Source organism: Mesorhizobium sp. Z1-4 (genome assembly GCF_004000235.1).
Taxonomy (GTDB): domain Bacteria; phylum Pseudomonadota; class Alphaproteobacteria; order Rhizobiales; family Rhizobiaceae; genus RCIO01.
Genome location: NZ_RCIO01000002.1, coordinates 874854 through 892773, shown reverse-complemented (window position 1 = coordinate 892773; position 17920 = coordinate 874854). Strand labels below are relative to the sequence as shown.

18 protein-coding genes are annotated in these 17920 nt (G+C 62.9%); 10 read left to right on the top strand and 8 right to left on the bottom strand.

Translation table 11 applies throughout. From position 1 onward, the window contains the following. The first annotated feature begins 62 nt into the window (after positions 1–62). Positions 63–1064, top strand: a complete 1002-nt coding sequence (locus tag EP165_RS11335) for a 2-dehydropantoate 2-reductase (protein WP_164743013.1) — start codon at positions 63–65, stop codon at positions 1062–1064. Here EP165_RS11335 and EP165_RS11330 read toward each other — a convergent pair. The 4 genes from EP165_RS11330 to EP165_RS11315 all read right to left on the bottom strand — a co-directional run bounded on the left by EP165_RS11330 (position 1061) and on the right by EP165_RS11315 (position 4855). Next, complete coding sequence (locus EP165_RS11330) at positions 1061–1567, bottom strand: hypothetical protein (protein ID WP_127522475.1); 507 nt, start codon at positions 1565–1567, stop codon at positions 1061–1063. The two genes, EP165_RS11335 and EP165_RS11330, sit on opposite strands and share 4 nt — an antisense overlap. Positions 1568–1603: 36 nt before the next feature. Continuing rightward, complete coding sequence (locus EP165_RS11325; RefSeq protein WP_127522473.1) at positions 1604–2374, bottom strand: glutathione binding-like protein; 771 nt, start codon at positions 2372–2374, stop codon at positions 1604–1606. Positions 2375–2404: 30 nt separating this feature from the next. Then, complete coding sequence (locus EP165_RS11320; RefSeq protein WP_164743012.1) at positions 2405–4216, bottom strand: PAN domain-containing protein; 1812 nt, start codon at positions 4214–4216, stop codon at positions 2405–2407. A gap of 216 nt (positions 4217–4432) precedes the next feature. Beyond that, the gene (locus EP165_RS11315) at positions 4433–4855 is read right to left on the bottom strand and encodes a secondary thiamine-phosphate synthase enzyme YjbQ (protein WP_127522469.1); all 423 of its coding nucleotides are present in this window, start codon (positions 4853–4855) and stop codon (positions 4433–4435) included. A 105-nt stretch (positions 4856–4960) separates the two neighbouring features. On the opposite strand from EP165_RS11315, the gene EP165_RS11310 reads away from it, so the two are divergent. Continuing rightward, positions 4961–5647 (top strand): hypothetical protein, encoded by a 687-nt coding sequence (locus tag EP165_RS11310; RefSeq protein ID WP_127522467.1) that lies wholly within the window; start codon positions 4961–4963, stop codon positions 5645–5647. A gap of 39 nt (positions 5648–5686) precedes the next feature. Here EP165_RS11310 and EP165_RS11305 read toward each other — a convergent pair whose 3' ends face one another. Beyond that, positions 5687–6115: a VOC family protein gene (locus tag EP165_RS11305; RefSeq protein ID WP_127522465.1), complete on the bottom strand. Its 429-nt coding sequence runs from the start codon at positions 6113–6115 to the stop codon at positions 5687–5689. 68 nt (positions 6116–6183) lie between these two features. Between EP165_RS11305 and EP165_RS11300 the strand changes: the two genes are divergently transcribed. The 5 genes from EP165_RS11300 (at position 6184) to EP165_RS11280 (ending at position 10520) form a co-directional block, all read left to right on the top strand. After that, positions 6184–6783, top strand: a complete 600-nt coding sequence (locus EP165_RS11300; RefSeq protein WP_127522463.1) for a TetR/AcrR family transcriptional regulator — start codon at positions 6184–6186, stop codon at positions 6781–6783. Positions 6784–6894: 111 nt separating this feature from the next. Next, on the top strand, positions 6895–7224 hold the full coding sequence (locus EP165_RS11295) for a TraR/DksA family transcriptional regulator (protein WP_127522462.1): 330 nt from the start codon (positions 6895–6897) through the stop codon (positions 7222–7224). A 194-nt stretch (positions 7225–7418) separates the two neighbouring features. After that, positions 7419–8567, top strand: coding sequence for an ABC transporter substrate-binding protein (locus tag EP165_RS11290; RefSeq protein ID WP_164743011.1), 1149 nt, complete (start codon positions 7419–7421; stop codon positions 8565–8567). Positions 8568–8646: 79 nt separating this feature from the next. Next, positions 8647–9726: a FecCD family ABC transporter permease gene (locus EP165_RS11285; RefSeq protein ID WP_127522460.1), complete on the top strand. Its 1080-nt coding sequence runs from the start codon at positions 8647–8649 to the stop codon at positions 9724–9726. After that, entirely contained in the window at positions 9723–10520 is a 798-nt protein-coding gene (locus tag EP165_RS11280; RefSeq protein ID WP_127522458.1) for an ABC transporter ATP-binding protein, read from the top strand. Before EP165_RS11285 ends, EP165_RS11280 begins: the two co-directional genes overlap by 4 nt. Before the next feature lie 62 nt (positions 10521–10582). Here EP165_RS11280 and EP165_RS11275 read toward each other — a convergent pair whose 3' ends face one another. The 3 genes from EP165_RS11275 to dnaG form a co-directional block, all read right to left on the bottom strand. After that, on the bottom strand, positions 10583–11200 hold the full coding sequence (locus tag EP165_RS11275) for a GyrI-like domain-containing protein (protein ID WP_127522456.1): 618 nt from the start codon (positions 11198–11200) through the stop codon (positions 10583–10585). 226 nt (positions 11201–11426) lie between these two features. After that, entirely contained in the window at positions 11427–13448 is a 2022-nt protein-coding gene (gene rpoD / locus EP165_RS11270; protein ID WP_127522454.1) for an RNA polymerase sigma factor RpoD, read from the bottom strand. A 298-nt stretch (positions 13449–13746) separates the two neighbouring features. Continuing rightward, complete coding sequence (gene dnaG, locus EP165_RS11265; RefSeq protein ID WP_127522452.1) at positions 13747–15657, bottom strand: DNA primase; 1911 nt, start codon at positions 15655–15657, stop codon at positions 13747–13749. A gap of 180 nt (positions 15658–15837) precedes the next feature. Here dnaG and EP165_RS20835 point away from each other — a divergent pair, with 180 nt between their 5' ends. The 3 genes from EP165_RS20835 (at position 15838) to EP165_RS11250 (ending at position 17741) form a co-directional block, all read left to right on the top strand. Further along, complete coding sequence (locus EP165_RS20835) at positions 15838–16134, top strand: BrnT family toxin (protein ID WP_127522450.1); 297 nt, start codon at positions 15838–15840, stop codon at positions 16132–16134. After that, a complete protein-coding gene (locus tag EP165_RS11255) occupies positions 16097–16435 on the top strand; it encodes a BrnA antitoxin family protein (RefSeq protein WP_127522448.1) in 339 nt (112 codons plus the stop codon). The genes EP165_RS20835 and EP165_RS11255 overlap by 38 nt, the downstream gene beginning before the upstream one ends. 121 nt (positions 16436–16556) lie before the next feature. Continuing rightward, entirely contained in the window at positions 16557–17741 is a 1185-nt protein-coding gene (locus EP165_RS11250; protein WP_127522446.1) for an MFS transporter, read from the top strand. The last annotated feature ends 179 nt before the right edge of the window (positions 17742–17920 follow it).

Here is a 17920-nt window from a genome sequence, read left to right as displayed (position 1 = left end):
GCCGGTACGCTACCGTGCCGGGTTCAACCTATATAGAGTTGTGTCCCTGCAGGAGGCAAACAGTGGCGCCACACATAACCATATTCGGTGCCGGCTCGGTCGGCTGTTTCGTCGGCGGGCTGTGGCGCAATGCCGGTCTCGACGTCACCTTGATCGGTCGCCCGGCTGTCCGCGACGCCATCCGCGACAACGGCTTGCGCCTCACCGGCCATGACGGCCTCGATATCGCGCTGCGCGGCGTCCCTTTCGAAACCGGGCCTTCGGCAATGGCTGAAGCCGGGCTGGTGGTCGTTACCGTCAAAAGCACGGCGACAGCCGAGGCTGCGAACCAGATTGCTGCGCACGCGACGGCGGGCACGCCCGTGCTCAGCCTGCAAAACGGCATCAGCAATGTCGATATTCTGCGCGAGGCCCTGCCCGGCCGCACGGTGCTGCGCGGCATGGTCGGTTTCAACGTCGCATGGCTGGGTGACGGGCGCCTGCACAAAGGCACGTCTGGCCTGCTCGCAGCCGAACGCCACACGATAACTGAGGAATTGGCGCGGACGCTGCGCGCCACACCCGGCGAGCTTGCTCTCACCGACGAACCGCTCGCGCTCGCCTGGGGCAAGCTGCTGCTCAACCTTAACAACGCCATCAATGCTCTGTCGGGCAAGACGCTGCTGGCGGAACTCTCGGAGCGGCCTTACCGCCGTGTCCTTGCTGCGTCGATGCGCGAAGCGCTTGCAGTGCTCGCCGCTGCCGGCATCGCGCCCGCCAGGGTCGGACCGATGTCGCCAGGGTTCATCCCGGCCTTCGTCTCCGCCCCCGATTTCGTCTTCAACACGATCGGCCTGAGACTGCAGAAGATCGACGCCAACGCGCGTTCGTCCATGGCCGACGATTTTGCAGCCGGACGCCCGACCGAGATCGACTTCCTCAACGGCGAGGTCGTGCGCCTGGCCGAAAGTATCGGACGCTCCGCGCCGGTTAACGCGGCAATCGTGGATCTGGTCCGCGAGGCGGAGGGTGGAACGAAACGAAGATGGACCGGCGAGGACCTGCTGGCGCACATCGGCGCCTAGCTGCTCCGCAGCTGCCAGCCGAGCCGACCAAGCACAGCCGCCAGCACCAGGTTGGAAACCGGCTGCAGCGCCACGATTGCCGGCACGAACGCCACTGCCAGCGTGAAAAGCGTCGCCGCCACCAGAATGGCCCCAATCCATTTCGGAAACGGCGATGCCGCGACCAGCCACCAGCCGAGCAGCAGTGCCCCGATGCTGACCAGTCCGCCGGACAGCAGAAAGATCGGAGTATCGGCAATTTCGGCATCGCTTGTAATGCCCGAACTCATGACCTGCACGGCAACAAGCGCGAAGAGTACCATTCCGATCGAAAGCATCGCGATCCCGGCCTGCCCGAGCCGGTTTTGCGCGCGCTCGCGCCACAACGCCCACACGCCGATGCCGATCAGCACAAAGGCAACAGCCGAAACGCCGCTGTTCAGCGGTGTAAAACCGCCCTGTAGCAGTTCAAGAACTTCGGAAAGCGCCCACACGAGCGCGCCAGCCATCAGCACCAGTGCCACAGTGGTTCCTCCCCCTCCGGCGGCAGCTGCCGACGATCATAGTGACATTGGCAGCTCGAGATGCCGCTCATACATCATGTCGCGATGCTCGAACAGAACCGGGTCGAGCACTGCTTTAGTCTCGTCGTCGAGTGTGGCGAACGCGGCCCGCATGTGCTTTTCCATCGCGCAGACATTTTCCGCCAGCGGCTGGAACATGCCGGCGAAGGTGGCGCAATAGATGTCCGCAGCAGTGAGACCGTCGCCCACAATGTAGCCGCTGCCCGCCGCCCGCTGCGCCCTGAGCCGGGCGACCAGCATGGCCAGTCCGCTGCGTACCCTGCGCCTTGCATCGTCGCCGACGCCGGGACGGTAGCCGTATTTTCTGGCAAGATATTTCGCCACCGGCTCCGCGAAACCACCGCGGCCCGCAAACCGCGCATCGATCAGGTCGAGCCGCCGCGACCAGCCAAGGCCGCCCTCTCCGCAGAGCTCCTGCGCTATACCGAAAACGGCGATGCGCTGCTCGGCATCGTCCGGCACCAGCGCCGGCTGCGGTGCCAGCCGCTCAGCCAGCGTCAGTATTTCCGACCAGCCGCTGCGCGGCGGTTCGCCATTGTAGACCGCAACGGGGCCGCTGCGTTGTCCTGCCCAGCGCTTCAGCTCATCGCTGTCATACACCAGCCGGACGGCCGACCATTCGATGCCTTTGACATGCAATATTCCCTTGGCGGCTTCGCCCCAAGGGCTCGGAATGTCGCCCACGACGACCATGCGCAGGCCATCGCGCGCGATGGCGTCTTCGACGCTGATATATTCAAAGGGCATGGCGGCCCGCGCCTCCCGCTCCAATCAGACCTACTGATCGCCGGCCAGCGCGCGCTGAACCTTGACGCCGCTGTCCGCGCCGTTGCGGCCCGTATAGGTGCCGAGGCTCGCATATGCTTCGCATCGGTTGTCTGCCTTATGGAACGTAAAGCCCATGCAGTGGCCGTCGCCCTGGCATATCTGCTCGCACTGTTCCATGCTGGTCGCACGGTGGGTGTCGTAGCCCCGTCCAGGGAAGGCTTTTCCGCGGTAGCGCACGATCTCGACAGGGGCTGAGGAGCGTGTCGGTTCGCTCCAGTAAGCGCCCACGCCGGATATCGCCTTGGGTTCGATCCTGAGCTCGTCCACGCTGCCTTTCAAAAAACACCAGGCGTTCCACTTGTCGAAGGTGAATGCCGCACAATCGGGATTGCCGGCACAGGCTTCCGAACAGCCCAGCAGCCCCATATTCTGGTAGCGGGCGATTTCTCTGCCGATGACGTCGTGACCTTCGTAGGAGGCGAACGGCGAATTGTTCCGGTAGCCCGCTACAATTGGCGCCGCGCGGCATAGGGTCTCGATATTGTATGCGCCCTGCTGCTCCCTGGAGCTGCGTCCGAACGGCATGCCGTCCACATGCAGATGCGGCGACGAAAACACCGGCAGCCGCCGGCAATAGGTGTCCTGCTTGGAGCAGGCATTGTTGTAGGCCATCACCGAGCGCAGGCCGCGATCGACCATCACATATCCGTAATTCGTGCCGTCCGGGCTGGCGTCCGACACCACATGACGGTCATGCTCCATACCAAGATTATGGCCGAGTTCGTGGATGAAGCTGTAATTGTTCACTGCGCATTCGACATCGCTCACCGACAATGCCCAGCCGGCGCGCCGGGGCTGCGCATCGGCGTTCAGCCAGCCAAGCCCGCACCCGTCGCCTTGTTTGGCACGGGTCAGCAGATGCACGAAGTCGGCCCGGTAGGTCTGTCTCAGCCTCTGCACGAAACCGAAGACGGAATCGTTGGGATCGCTGAGCCGGTCGAGATCGACGCCCATATCGTCGCCCTCGTGGTAGTCCACCATCTGCGCATGTGCCAGTTCCACGAGAACCGAAAAATTGCCGCCGGTGGATTTCGCCGAATAGGCCCGGCGCAGGCCTGCCATCATCAGCCGTATGTCGGCATCGATATTGGCCGAATGCGCCTTTGCAGCCGGCGTATAGAGTATCATCACCCGCAGCGGCCCGAATGTCCGCGGCGGCAGCGATGCGTTCACCCGCCGGTCGCACATCTGGCCTAGAAATCGGGCATCGCGCTGGCTCTCGTCGCGTGCCGCGTCGGGCACCCGCCGCGGCTCGCCTTCTTCCTCGAAGCCTTCGGTCCTGATGCGTACGACGGCGTGATCGCCATCGCCCACCGGTATGATGCGGTATCGTCCGGATGGCGTGTCGAGATCGCCCACCACACCGTTGCCTTGCAGAACAAGGTCGCAGCGGCCTGCGTCCTGGGCGCCCGCCACGGTACCCGAGAGCAGCTTGGGCTGGTCGTCACCGACTGCGTCGGGCTCGGGCGGGAAGCTGCATGTGGCGGTGTCGCCTTCGGGCAACGCAATCCTCAGCCGGCGTCCGCCACGGCTGCCGTCGCGCATGTTGCGTCCGGCATCGGGAGACAGTGAGAAGTAGGAGACGTCCCCCATGATGTCGCTGCTGATGCCGGGAACGGGATCGAACAGCCCGCGCCCGCGCGCTGTTTCCGACGGTTCCTCGGTGAAGAGGTCGACCGTCTCCTGCGCTTGCGCGCTACCGGCCAGCCCGGCAAACAACGCCGCCGCGCAGGCCAGCCCGCGCATCATATATCCTGTCATCGAAAGCCCACCCAAAGCCTCGTTGCCCAAACCGGAACGGCAGCGCCCGCCGCCGTCGCCCAATCCATCGCTCACCTTCCGGCACCGGAGATTGCGGCGCATATGAGTGTGGGCGTGAATGCGGCGATTTTCAAACCCCGCGAAATCTCTGTCAACACGTTCAATATGCTGGTTTTTTCGTGCGCTCTCATATTTCACCGCTACAGCACCGCCGCATTATGACCCCAAATGCAGCACCACCTCGCGCCGGTGCGGCCGGTCCCGGTGCTCGAACAGATAAATGCCTTGCCATGTGCCCAGCATCAGCCTGCCGTCATTCACCGGGATCGACAGCGACACCGCGCTGAGCGCCGCCTTGATGTGAGCCGGCATGTCGTCCGGCCCTTCCTGCGTGTGGACCACCCATGACATGGACGGGTCGTCCGACGGCGGCACCAGCCTGCGGAAAAAGACATCCAGGTCGCGCCGCACGTCAGGATCGGCATTTTCCTGGATGACCAGCGAGCAGGAAGTGTGGCGCACGAACAGGGTCAGCAGACCTTCGTTCTGCTTGGCACCGCGCACGAAATCCGCCGCCCTGCCGGTGAACTCATAGAGCCCCTGGCCGCTCGTCTCTATCGTCAGCCGCGTCTGTGCCATGCCTCACGATAGAAGCAGCGCCGGCGCGCGCAAGGGCCTCGCGCTTGGCATCCGCGCAATTGCGGTGCATCCTGTAGCCACGAACATTGTCAGCAGGGCTCAACAATGGATCGTAGGTTCAGGCATGCGCTCGCAGCGCTCGTTTTCGCAACCGGGCTTTGCGCGCCGGCCGCCGCCCAGCAGGTCACCGCCGAAGGTTCGGTTAAATTCAACCTCCTGTCGGTGGAAGGGCTGGTCGTCGGTACCACGCTCAAGGTCGATGCCGACTTCGCTGCCACGCACGGTGTCGATGTGCCGGCGCCATTCTCGATATTGGTGCCTTTGGCCGACGATGTGCTTGAGCTTGTCGACTATGTGCCCGAGGGTCCGGACGGGCCGTTCCTCAAGCTGAGTTTCGCCACCGAAGACCGCAAACTGATAGAGAATATCCAGTTCGTTCGCATGACGATCGCCCGGGGTAGCGCTGAGGAAAGGCTCAACGCGCTCGCCGGTCTTTTGGCGAACGACGTTTTCGGCCGCGCCACTGCGTCCTATACCGAAAGTGTGCGCGACATTGTGCGCAAGACCAAGGTCGGTGACCTGGAAGGCGTGGAAGTCATTGGCCGCTACAAGGACCCGAATCTCGGGCTCATGTATCTGCGGATCGTCGGAGTGCTCGATCCCCAGGGACTGCACGGCGTCGTATCGATCGCCAATGTGGTTGCCGCCATGCAGGAACTGCCCTCCGCAAACGACTTTCCAGGCACGCGCGGCGGCGCGGCGATCAGACATTTCAGGTTCCTGAAGGAGTAAGGCCGGGCGAAACTCGTCCGCCCGACCTCGCGCTCCTGCCTAGTCGGCGGGCACCGCATCCGGCGCATACTGCGCGAGAAACTCTTCGCTCGGCGGGATCGGCTTGATGATGTCGATTAAAACGCCGTTGGGGTCGCGGGTAATGAAATGGCGCTGGCCGAAGGCCTCGTCGCGCAGAGAAAGCAGGATCGGCAGCCCCGCTGCCGCCAACCGGTCATGCACGCTATCGACGTCCTCGACTTCGAAATTGATGATCAGTCCGGACGTCCGGCCCCGGCCTTCCTGGGGGATCGTATCGTGATCGCCCTGCAGGATGGCGAGATTGACCCTCTGGTTCTCGGTTGACTGCAGATGCACGTACCAGTCGCTGTCGAACATCGCCTGAAACTGGAAATGCTCGATGTAGAAGGCCGCGGTTGCGGCCACGTCGCCGGTCAACAGCACGGGATAGTAGTTGGTCGATTTCATTGCGCTTGGCTCCGTTCTCGGTTACATACAGGCTGTATGTAGGTTGAAATAACATACAGGCTGTATGTATGCAACAGGATTCTGCGAGACGTTCGAACCGCGACCGTACGGACGCCACACGCGCTGCACTCATTGCCGCTGCACGCGCATTGTTTGTCGACAAGGGATACGCCGCCACCGGCACGCCGGAGATTGTCGGCGCAGCGGGCGTCACGCGCGGCGCGCTCTATCACCATTTTGCCGACAAGGAGGCGTTGTTCCGGGCCGTGGTCGAGCAGGAGGCGGAGGTCGTCGCTGCCGGGATCGAACGGGCGGCACCGTCCAAAGCCGCCGATCTGGCATCCGCCCTGAGCGCGGGCGGCCGCGCTTATGTCGAAGCCATGCGTGAACCGGGCCGGACGCGCCTGCTGCTTCTGGACGGCCCGGCCGTACTCGGACGAACCGTGATGGACGAGATAGACGGACGCCACGGCAACCGCACTTTGCGCGAGGGGCTGGCCGCCGCTATTCGGGCCGGCGCCATTGCGCCGCTACCGCTCGACGCGCTCACCGGGCTGCTGGGCGCGATGTACGACCGTGCTACGCTGGCGATCGCCGAGGGTGCGCCGGTTGAGGATCAGATGCAGGTTCTGGATGCCGTTGTCGCCGGTCTGTCGCCGCACCGCTGACCCTTTGATGCCTCGCTGGAAAGAACGCACAACCGGGTCGCGCATTGACCGGCATCAATTTGAAGCAGACGATGCTGCGCTAGTGCTTGAGAGAGCAACAGGGAATTTGACATGACAGACCTCAAGGCCCGCAAGAAGCAGCTTCTGACCCGCCTTTCCGAACTCGACGAGCGGCTCAGGAACATCGAGGACCTGCTCGACGACGCCCCCAATCCCGATTGGGAGGAAAACGCGATTGAGCAAGAGGACGATGAGGTTCTGGAAAGTCTCGGCGCCAGCGGCCTGGCCGAATACAAGGCGATCCGCGCCGCGCTCGACCGCATCAAGGCCGGCACTTACGGCACCTGCGTGAAATGCGGCCAGCCGATCGAGGAGGAGCGCCTCGACCTTCTGCCGCAGACACCGCTGTGCAGCAAATGCGCGGCCGAGGCCGCGGCTTAAGCGCCAGGCAGTCAATCCGCTTCCAGACACGCCCCGTTTTTCGGCGTTCTCCAAACGCCGGAATGCGTGCGCGCGCGAACGAATGCCCGCCTCTCGAATAAAACTTGACTAACTTAGTCATATAATATCTTTTGCCGCTGCCAGCAGCCGCCAGCGCTTTCCCCCGAGACCTTGAACCTGCGTCAGGAGAAGTAATGAGACCCGCAGAATTCCTGCGCGGCGCATGCGCTGCGCTTTCCACCACCATGCTGGCTTTGGCACTGTCTTCCTCCCCGGCCAATGCCGATAAGATTACCGTAACGGACATCGCCGGCCGAACCGTCGAGCTCGAATCCGACCCCTCCCGCATCGTTCTGGGCGAAGGCCGGATGCTTTATTCGATTGCCCCGCTTGACCGCGATAATCCGTTCCAGCGTGTCGTCGGCTGGAAAGACGATTTGATCAACTACGATCCCGATGCCTGGCGCAAATATGAGGCGCTTTTCCCGGCGGCGCGCGACATTGCCAGCCTCGGCAACCCCTACGATGCCGAGTACAGCCTCGAAAAGCTGATCGCGCTCGATACCGAGCTGATCGTGATGAACCTCGGCGACCTGCTCAAGGCCCAGGAGAGCGGTATTCTCGAAAAGCTCGAGAAAGCCGGCATCCCCGCGGTATTCATCGACTTTCGTCAAAACCCTACCGAAAACGCCATTCCAAGCCTCATGCTGCTCGGCAAGGTTCTGGACCGCCGCGACGAAGCGGCGGAGTTCATCGATTTCTACACGCAGCAGATGAGCGTGATCACCGGGCGCCTGGCGGGCGTGGCGGACGAAGACAAGCCTCTGGTCTTTATCGAAACCGCTGCCGGGTACGATCCAGGAGCATGCTGCCGCACCTTCGGCGGCGCCAATCTCGGCCGGCTGGTCGATCTCGCGGGCGGCATCAACTGGGGAACGCGGAAGTTCCCGGGATACGGCGGCGCCGTGAACCCGGAGGCGATCTTCGCCGACGACCCGGACGTCATCATCGGAACTGGCGCCAACTGGGCCGAGGCACGGCCCGCAACCCAGGCGGTCCTGTTTGGTTACGAAGCCGACGACGCCGACATCCAGAAGCGGCTGGCTGCGCTCGCAGACCGCAACGGCTGGCCGGAACTGTCTGCCGTGAGGAACAAGCGGTTCCACTCCGTCTACCACCAGTTCTACAACAGCCCCTATCACTTCGTTGCCATGCAGGCCTTCGCCAAGTGGTTCCATCCCGAGCTGTTCGCCGATATCGACCCGGAAGCGAACTTCAGGCTCCTGCACGACCGTTTCCTGCCCATCGACTATAGCGGCCGCTTCTGGGCCACCCTCCAATAGTCGCAGACCGCGTGCCGGTCCGGTTTGCAAACCGGACCGGTGATCCGGAAACGCAAACACTGTCCGCTGGATATCCACCATGACCGCAAACGCAGGTTCACGGCCCGCTCCGGACGAGCTGGACCCGGCCGCGGGTTATCGCAGCCGTATCGGCCGCCGGCTGGCCCTGATCGGCCTCCTTTCGGCACTCCTGCTCACATCCTTCATGATCGACATCACCAACGGTCCCGGCAATTTCAACTTAAGGACCGTCTTCGACACGCTGCTCGACCCGCGTTCCCATGGGGTAAAGCTGGAGGTTGTTGTCTGGGACTACCGCCTGCCGATCGCCGTGACGGCGGTTCTTGTCGGCGCAATGCTCGGTGCTGCCGGCGCTGAAATGCAGACCATCCTCAACAACCCGCTCGCGGAGCCTTTCACGCTCGGTGTATCCTCTGCCGCCAGCTTCGGCGCGGCGCTGGCCATCGTCACGGGAATGAGCCTCATACCCAATGTCGGGCCGCTGATCGTCACCATAAATGCTTTCGTGTTTGCGCTCGCCACCTGCGCGCTGTTGCTGTTTGCCAGCCGGCTTCGCGGCGCCGGAGCCGACACGATGGTGCTTTTCGGTATTGCCATTTTTTTCACCTTCAACGCGCTGCTGGCGATGATGCAGTACGCGGCCTCGGAGGATGAGCTGTCGCGTATCGTTTTCTGGATGATGGGTTCGCTTTCGCGCGCCAGCTGGGAAAAGATACAGCTCGGGGGCGTCCTCCTCTTCCTCATCCTTCCTTTCTGCATGATGCGCGGATGGCAGCTAACCGCCTTGCGCATGGGCGAGGAAACCGCACGCTCCATGGGTGTCGATGTCGGACGGCTGCGTCTGGAACTGCTGGTCTGCATTTCGCTTCTGGCGGCGACAGCCGTGTCCTTTGTCGGAACGGTCGGTTTTGTCGGCCTTGTCGGCCCGCATATCGCCCGCATGCTGGTGGGCGAGGACCAGCGTTTCTTTCTGCCACTCTCCGCCATTGTCGGCGCGCTCGTTCTGTCAGTCGCCTCGATCGTCTCCAAGAGCGTCACGCCCGGCGTGCTTTACCCCATCGGCATCGTGACGGCGCTGATCGGCGTTCCCGTCTTCGTGTCTCTGATCCTGTCCACCCGCAAGGAGAAACTCGGATGACCCTCATCATCGACAGGCTGAATGTGTCATACGGCAGCCGGCAGGTGCTGCACGACGTTTCCACCCGAGTGCTCGAACCGGGTTCCTTCATCGGCCTCATCGGCCCCAACGCGGCTGGAAAATCGACGCTCTTCAAGGCTCTGGCCGGGTTGATCCGGCCGCGTGCCGGCACCATGGAACTGAACGGAAAATCGCTCGATGCTCTTCCGCGTGCCGAACGCGCACGGCAGGTCGTCTACATGCCCCAGGCCTATGGCTGCAACGCAGCGCTCACCGTGTTCGAAAGTGTCCTTTTGGCCCTTAAGCAAAAGGGAGGCTGGCGCGTCGGCGCCGAACAGGTCGAACGCGTCAGTGGCGCGCTCCACAAACTCGCCCTCGCAAATCTTGCCGACCGCCCCATCGGCGCCCTGTCCGGCGGCCAGGCCCAGATGGTCGCGGTGGCGCAGAGCCTCGTGCGCGCGCCCAACCTGATGCTGCTCGACGAGCCGACCAGTGCGCTTGACCTCCACCATCAGCTCTCCATTCTGACGCGCATCCACGACGCGGCGCGCGACGGCGGCATGGTCGTCATCGCCGCCCTGCACGATCTCAACCTGGCAGCGAAATTCTGCAACCGGCTGGTGCTGCTGCGCGATGGTAGGGTGGTTGCTGAGGGGCCGACGCGCGAAGTGCTCGCTTTGCCCGCGATCGGCGAGACCTACCGTGTCGAGACCAGCCTCGAAACGAGCCGCTCGGGCAATCCATATGTCGACGCCAGGCTGCCGCGGCAGAACGCCATGCGTGCCGTCGCATAGTCTCGGGCAACGCGCCGCCGGCCACGGTCTAGTCCACCGCCGATGCCGGCTATTGCCGGCCTCTAGGCGCGCCTGACCGGCTGCCGGAGCACCGTCTTCAGTTTCTCGGGTGCGGTGCGCCGCGGATCGCCGATGTAGATTTCGTGGTGATGGCCGTTTTCGGTCAGCCCGTTCGCCGGCAGGTATTCGCCGTGCAGCCGCGCGATTGTCGGCCCCTCCGCGTCGTATGGCCCGACATGCATGATCTGCACCGAAAGGCCCTCGTCGAACGCCTCGAGGCGCAAACTTGCCGGCGGCTCGGCGCCGAGCTTGCCGGCCGCCTTTGCCACCGCCGCATCGAACATCGCCCGGTCGATCCAGTCCGGCGCCATGATCATCATTGTCCAAGACCACTTGTCCTTCTCGCGCGTCAGGAATGTACCCATGTCCTCCGCCCACCACAAACCTTCGAGCGGGGGCACCGCATAATCGCGCTTGAGCGTCAGCTTGGAGGCAAATTTGAGCCCGTAGCTTACGGGGTAGAGCCATTCCAGCGCTGCCCTGTAGACCGGCGAGGTGTTCGGGTCACCCGCCCCGTCGACCATGACGAACTGCATTGCCGGCACCTCGACCTGCGAAAAATCCTTCGCCGTCGGTAGATAGAAATGCTTCAGCGTCCTTTTGAAATCGACTTTCTCCATCCGGCATCGCTCTCCTGAACCGCCTATAAGACAGCCAAGGATACGCATCTGCCGGGACCGCGATCAACGCATGGCGCGGTCACTCCTGACATGGCCTATCGCGGCTGGGTGGAGCAGCGTCCCGCTTCGCCGAATGCAACCCTCGTCGCGGCGATTGTCACCTTCAGCCAAAAGAAAAGCCGGGCAAAACACCCGGCTTTTGCAACGTCGACACTGGTCTGCAAGTCTAGCTGTCGAGGAAGCTCCTGAGCTTCCTAGAGCGGCTCGGGTGCTTCAGCTTCCTCAGCGCCTTGGCCTCGATCTGGCGGATACGCTCGCGCGTCACCGAGAACTGCTGGCCGACTTCCTCCAGCGTGTGGTCGGTGTTCATGCCGATGCCGAAGCGCATTCTGAGAACGCGCTCTTCGCGCGGCGTCAGCGAGGCGAGCACGCGCGTCGTCGTCTCGCGCAGATTGGCCTGGATCGCGGCATCGATCGGCAACACGGCCGATTTGTCCTCGATGAAATCGCCCAGATGCGAATCTTCCTCGTCGCCGACCGGCGTTTCGAGGCTGATCGGCTCCTTGGCGATCTTCAGCACCTTGCGCACCTTTTCGAGCGGCATGGCGAGCTTTTCCGCCAGTTCCTCCGGCGTCGGCTCGCGGCCGATCTCGTGCAGCATCTGGCGCGAGGTACGGACGATCTTGTTGATCGTCTCGATCATGTGCACCGGAATGCGAATGGTTCGCGCCTGATCGGCGATCGAACGGGTGATCGCCTGCCTGATCCACCAGGTCGCGTAGGTGGAGAATTTGTAGCCGCGGCGGTATTCGAATTTGTCGACCGCTTTCATCAGGCCGATATTGCCTTCCTGAATGAGATCCAGGAACTGCAGGCCGCGGTTGGTGTATTTTTTGGCGATGGAAATCACCAGCCGCAGATTGGCTTCCACCATCTCCTTCTTGGCGATTGCGGCTTCGCGCTCGCCCTTCTGGACCTGGTTCACGATGCGACGGAACTCGCCGATCGAAATGCCGGTTTCCTGCGCCAGGTTCTGGATTTCGGCGCGCAGCGTCTTGATGTTGTCCTTCTCGGACTTCGTGAACTCCTTCCAGCCCTTCGCGGCAAGATTGGAGATCGACTTCGTCCAGTTGGGATCGAGCTCCGATCCCTGATAATGCTCCAGGAAGCTCTCGCGCTTCACGCCATAGCTTTCGGCGAGGCGCAGAAGCTTGCCTTCGTTCTGAACCAGCCGCTTGTTGATGTCGTAGAGCTGCTCCACCAGCGCCTCGATGCGCGCATTGTTGAGCGACAGCGATTTCACCGCCGTGATCAGCTCTTCCTTGAGTTTCTTGTAGGAGCGCTCCTGGCTGGTCGACAGCGCGCCGGAGGCCGACAGGCGGGCTTCCACCTGCTGGTCCTGCAATTTTCTGAGCTTCTTGTAGGTCGACGCGATGGTATCGAGCGTCTCCATCACCTGCGGGCGAAGTTCGGCCTCCATTGCCGCAAGCGACAGGTTGGCCTCGTCCTCATCGTCCTCGTCGTCGTCTTCGGTGTTGCTCTCGCCGCCGACATTGGTGATGTCGTCATCGTCGCGCGAGCGCCGCCCCTTCTGCTCTTCCTTGGGCTTGTCTTCCGGCTCGACCCGCTCCACCACCGGTGCCTGCTTGGCCTCGGGGCCGGCATAGGTCGCCTCGAGATCGATGATCTCGCGCAGCAGAATCTTCGCTTCGTTGAGTTCGTCGCGCCAGATGATGATGGCCTGGAAGGTCAGCGGGCTTTCGCACAGGCCCGCAATCATCGTCTCGCGGCCGGCCTCGATGCGCTTGGCGATCGCAATCTCGCCCTCGCGCGACAGAAGCTCGACCGAGCCCATCTCGCGAAGATACATGCGCACCGGGTCGTCGGTCCGGTCGGTCGGTTCTTTTTTGGTCGTCGTCGCGACGGCGGTTCCGGTCTGTGCCGCAACCTCGTTGGCGTCGTCGTCGGAATCGTTGTCCTTGTTGTCGGACTCTTCGCCCGCCTCGTCATCCTCGACCACGTTGATGCCCATGTCTGAGAGCATCGACATCGTGTCTTCGATCTGTTCGGAGGTGACTTCCTCGGAAGGCAGGACGGCGTTGAGCTCGTCCATCGTAACGTAGCCGCGCTTCTTGGCGACCTTGATCATTTTCTTGACCGCGTCGTCGGAAAGGTCGAGCAGCGGGCCGTCGGTCTGGCCTTCGCGTTCGGTTTCGACCTCTTCCTTTTCTTTCGTCTTGGTCGCCATGCTTTGTTCCGTCTCCAGGCGGCAGCCTCAAGCTGCCGGATTGTGCGGTCCGAATCGGGTTGCCGCTGTCGCCTTCATTTTAATGAGCGCAGTACCCCAACCCCGTTAAGTGTCGATTAACCCTGCCACATAGGTCGATGCCGGCGCTGGTCCATAGAACCGTCGCATATTGGTCGCATCTGCGGATTTCGGATCGTGTGATTCCGTCATTCTCGTGCAAGGTCAAGCGCCAGTGGCACGATTCGCATTAAAAAAGCGAATCACAGCCGGCAAAAAGCCGATTCCGGGTCGAAACAGCCTATCCGCGAGCAACGCGCCCTGATGTCACTCCGAAGCCTTCGATCAGCGCTTCGGTGGATTGTGCATCCCGGATATGGGCCTGTATCTCAACCAGGCGCCGATAATTCTCTTCCGTCGGATCGGTTGCAAGCGCCAGTTCGGCCGCTTTCAGCTCCTTATTTAGAAAGCCTGAGCTGCGCTGCAAGTGCAGCGCCTGCACGAATGCCTCGCGCGCGTCGTCCAGCGTGGCGTCGGCCAGTGCCGGCCATTGATGCGCGCCTTTGACGAGCAGCACCGCTCGCGACCAGGTTTCGGCCAGCCCCCGCGCCTCGAATCGGGCCGCGACCTCATCAGGCCCGTGCGGCTCGCCGGTCGCAACGATATCCAGCAGCGCCGCCAGCAATTGCCTGAGTTCGGGGTGCTCCAGATCCATCGACGCGGCCTGATCGAAATAGGCGTCGAGCAGCGCGGCGTGGTTGGCGAGCGCCACCACGATCGTCGCTTCGCGCAGCGGCATGACCGGGCCGGCGCTGCGCACAAGCGCCGAATGTGCAAGCCTGTCAGACACCGGCATCCGGCCGGAGGCCTGTCCGCGCCCTCCCTGGCCGAACGCGCGCTTGTCGCCGCGCTGGTTGGCCGGTTCGCGCCTGGCACCGAAAAACGCCTGTGCGCGTTCCCGCATATCCTGGCTGTAGTGGTAGCGCACGCTCTCGTCGCGAATGGTGGCCGTCAAAAGTCGCAGCCGCTTTTCAAGGTCGGCGCGCCGCTCCGGCGTATCGAACACACCGCCCGAGGTTTCACGCAGCCACAGCATGTCGGCCAGCGACCGTGCTTCGTTGATCAGCGCCTGAAATGCTTCCGGTCCGCTTTCGCGCACCAGATCGTCCGGGTCCTTGCCTTCGGGCATGATGACGAAACGCAGCGTACGCCCCGGCGCGATCATCGGCAGCGCCAGCTCGGCGGCGCGGAACGCGGCACGCAGCCCGGCCTGATCGCCGTCGAAGCACAAAAGCGGCTCCTTGGTCATGCGCCAAAGCAGTTCGAGCTGGTTTTCCGTCAGCGCGGTACCCAGCGGCGCAACACCGTGCTCGAATCCGGCCTGCGCCAGCCCGATCACGTCCATGTAACCTTCGGCGACGATCACCGTTTCATCGCGGCCGAGCGTCTTGCGGGCGCGGGCGAAATTGTAGAGCACGTTGCCCTTGTGGAAGAGCTCGGTCTCCGGCGAGTTCATGTATTTGGCCGGAATGTCGGCCGACATTGCCCGCCCCCCGAATGCGATCACCCGCCCGCGCGAATCCTCGATCGGAAACATGATGCGGTCGCGGAACCGGTCATAAGAGACCGGCACGTTCTCGAACACAGTCAGCCCGCAGGCCTCCATCTGCGCCTTTTCGATGCCTTTCGAGGCGAGAAACTCCTTGAGCGCATTGCGGCTGTCGGGTGCGTAGCCCAGCCGGAAGGTTTGCTGCGTCACCGAAGTGATGCCGCGGTCGCGCAGATAGGCGCGGGCCTTCGCCCCGTCAGCCGCCTGAAGCGTCTCCTGAAAAAACCCGGTTGCCAGTTCCATCACCTCGGTGAGCGAGGCTTTTTCCTTCTCGCGGCGTTCCGCCTGCGGATCGCGCGCCGGCATCGGCACGCCCGCCTGATCGGCTACGCGCTCCACCGCCTCGGGAAAGCTCATGCCGTCGAGTTCGGTCAAGAAGCGGAAATGGTCGCCCGAGACCCCGCAGCCGAAACAGTGATAGCGCCCGCGCCGGTCGTCCGCATGGAAGGACGGCGTCTTCTCGCCATGGAACGGGCAGCAGGCCCAGTAGTCGCCGCGCGAGGCGTTGGTTTTTTTCTTGTCCCACGTCACGCGCGTGCCCACGACGGCCGAAATCGGCAGCCGGGCGCGTATCTCGTCGAGAAAAGTGTCTGAAAACCGCATCGAGGCCTCGCTGGAGGCTCTCATATAACCACGCGATGGCCAAAGCGCGACGGTGACGAGCATTAGTGCCCGATGTTCACAGCTTGACCGAAAGAAGATACAAACGTATATACAATCTCTGTGAGTTCCGTGGCGTTCCCGGAGTAAGCCAACTAGGAAAAGCTTCTCGGGAACTGACCGATGGAAATTTCACAACTACATCTAGAGACTGAATTCGAGTGGGATGAAGCGAAGCGGAAGTTGACCCTCGACGTCCGGGAAATGGACTTGGCTGACGGTGCGAGAGCACTTCTCGAGCCGCACATCTCTTGGCCGTCTGTTAGGGACGATGAAAACCGCGCCGTCGCGGTTTGCCGAACAAACGAACGCTTGGTAGCCGTTGTCTACACGATGCGAGACGATCGGTGCCGTATTATTACGATGAGGCCGGCGAGACGCTATGAGCGAGAAAAATATCGTCAGATATTCGGCGGATGAAATCCGTCGCATGGCCGAGCGGGGTGAAACCAAGACAAATTGGGCCCGCGTCGATGCCATGACCGACGAGGAGATCGAGGCGCAGATGCGCGACGATCCCGACTGGGCCGATTTCATGGATATCGACTGGTCGAAGGCGACCGTCGTTTATCCGGTCGAGAAAAGGGCCGTTTCGATCCGGCTCGACAGCGACGTGCTCGATTTCTTCAAAGCCGAGGGCAAGGGCTACCAGACTCGCATCAATGCGGTGCTGCGCAGCTACATGCAGGAAATCCGCAAGCTGAAAGATCCGGCCGAATAGGCCGCCTGACTGCGAAGCCCGCCGCACTTCAGATAATCTGCACCCTGGCACACAATTTCTCGATTGCCGCGCCGCTGCCGTCGTGCTTTCACGCCGGACTTCCGCACAGTTCGAGCCGACAATGCCGCTGCCCCTGATCGCCCTTTTCATCGCTGCCTTCGCCTTCGGCACGACCGAGTTCGTCATTGCAGGCGTGTTGCCGAACGTAGCCGAAGGGCTGGACGTCTCCATTCCGGCCGCAGGTTACCTCGTCACCGGTTATGCGCTCGGCATCGCGATCGGCGGTCCGCTGCTCACCATCGTGACAGGACGCGTACCGCGCCGCACGCTGCTGATCTGGCTCGCGGTCATTTTCACCGCCGGGCAGGTCGCTTGCGCGCTGGCACCCGGTTTCGCCGAGATGCTTTTTCTCCGCGTCGCGGTGGCAGTCGCGCATGGCGTCTATTTCGGTGCGGCGATGGTCGTTGCCGTCGGGCTCGTCAGCGAGGAAAGGCGTGGCATGGCGGTCGCGGTTGTGCTCGCCGGCCTCACCGTCTCCGGCATCTTGGGCGTGCCGGCAGGCACCGCCATCGGCAACGCGTTCGGCTGGCGCGCCACCTTCTGGGCAATGTTCGGCCTCGGCCTCCTCGCCACGCTGGCCATGCTGGCGCTTTTGCCGCGCACGCCGGCCGCGTCCGCGCCTCCCGCAGGCCTCGCGCGCGAAATCCGCGTTCTCGGCCGCCAGCAGGTCTGGACCTCGCTCATCGTCATGCTGATGCTGATGATCGCTCAGTTCGTTCCCTACACCTACATCGTGCCTTTCCTGCGCGAGATCACCGGCCTCGACCCGGAATTGATCCCCTGGGTATTGCTTCTGAACGGCGTCGGCGCCACTGCCGGTGTTTTTGCCGGCGGTCGCCTCGCGGGCTGGAAGCTGATGCCGTCGATGATCGGGCTTCTGGCGCTGCAGGCCGCCGTCATGGCTGCCATGTATGCCGCCGCACCCTACCCCGTCGCGATGATCGCCATACTGACCCTCTGGGGCGCAGTGAATTTCGCCATCGGCACGCCGGTCCAGACCCGCATCCTCGGCTGGACCGCGGATGCGCCAAACCTTGCCTCATCGCTCATTCCGTCGGGCTTCAACTTCGGCATAGCACTCGCGGCGACCATCGGCTCGCTGCTGCTCACCGCCGGCTTCGGCTATCGCAGCCTGCCGGTGCTTGGCATCTTCGCCATGATCATCGCTGTCGTTGTCGCAGCCGGCTCGTATCAATGGGAGCGCCGCAGCGGTGCCCGGCCGCCGGCTGCGGTACCTGCCGGCTGATTGCCGCGGGATCGCCCAACAGACGTCTTGAATACGCCTCATTGGTCGCCGCCTAATGCCGCTTGCGAATGCGGGGTTTGGCTTGGCGACGATAAGCCGATGCCGGGCATATGTGCCACCCGCGGAGCAATCCCAGTTCGATGTCAGGTGGTGACGGCGGAAGCGATGTCGGCAGCCAG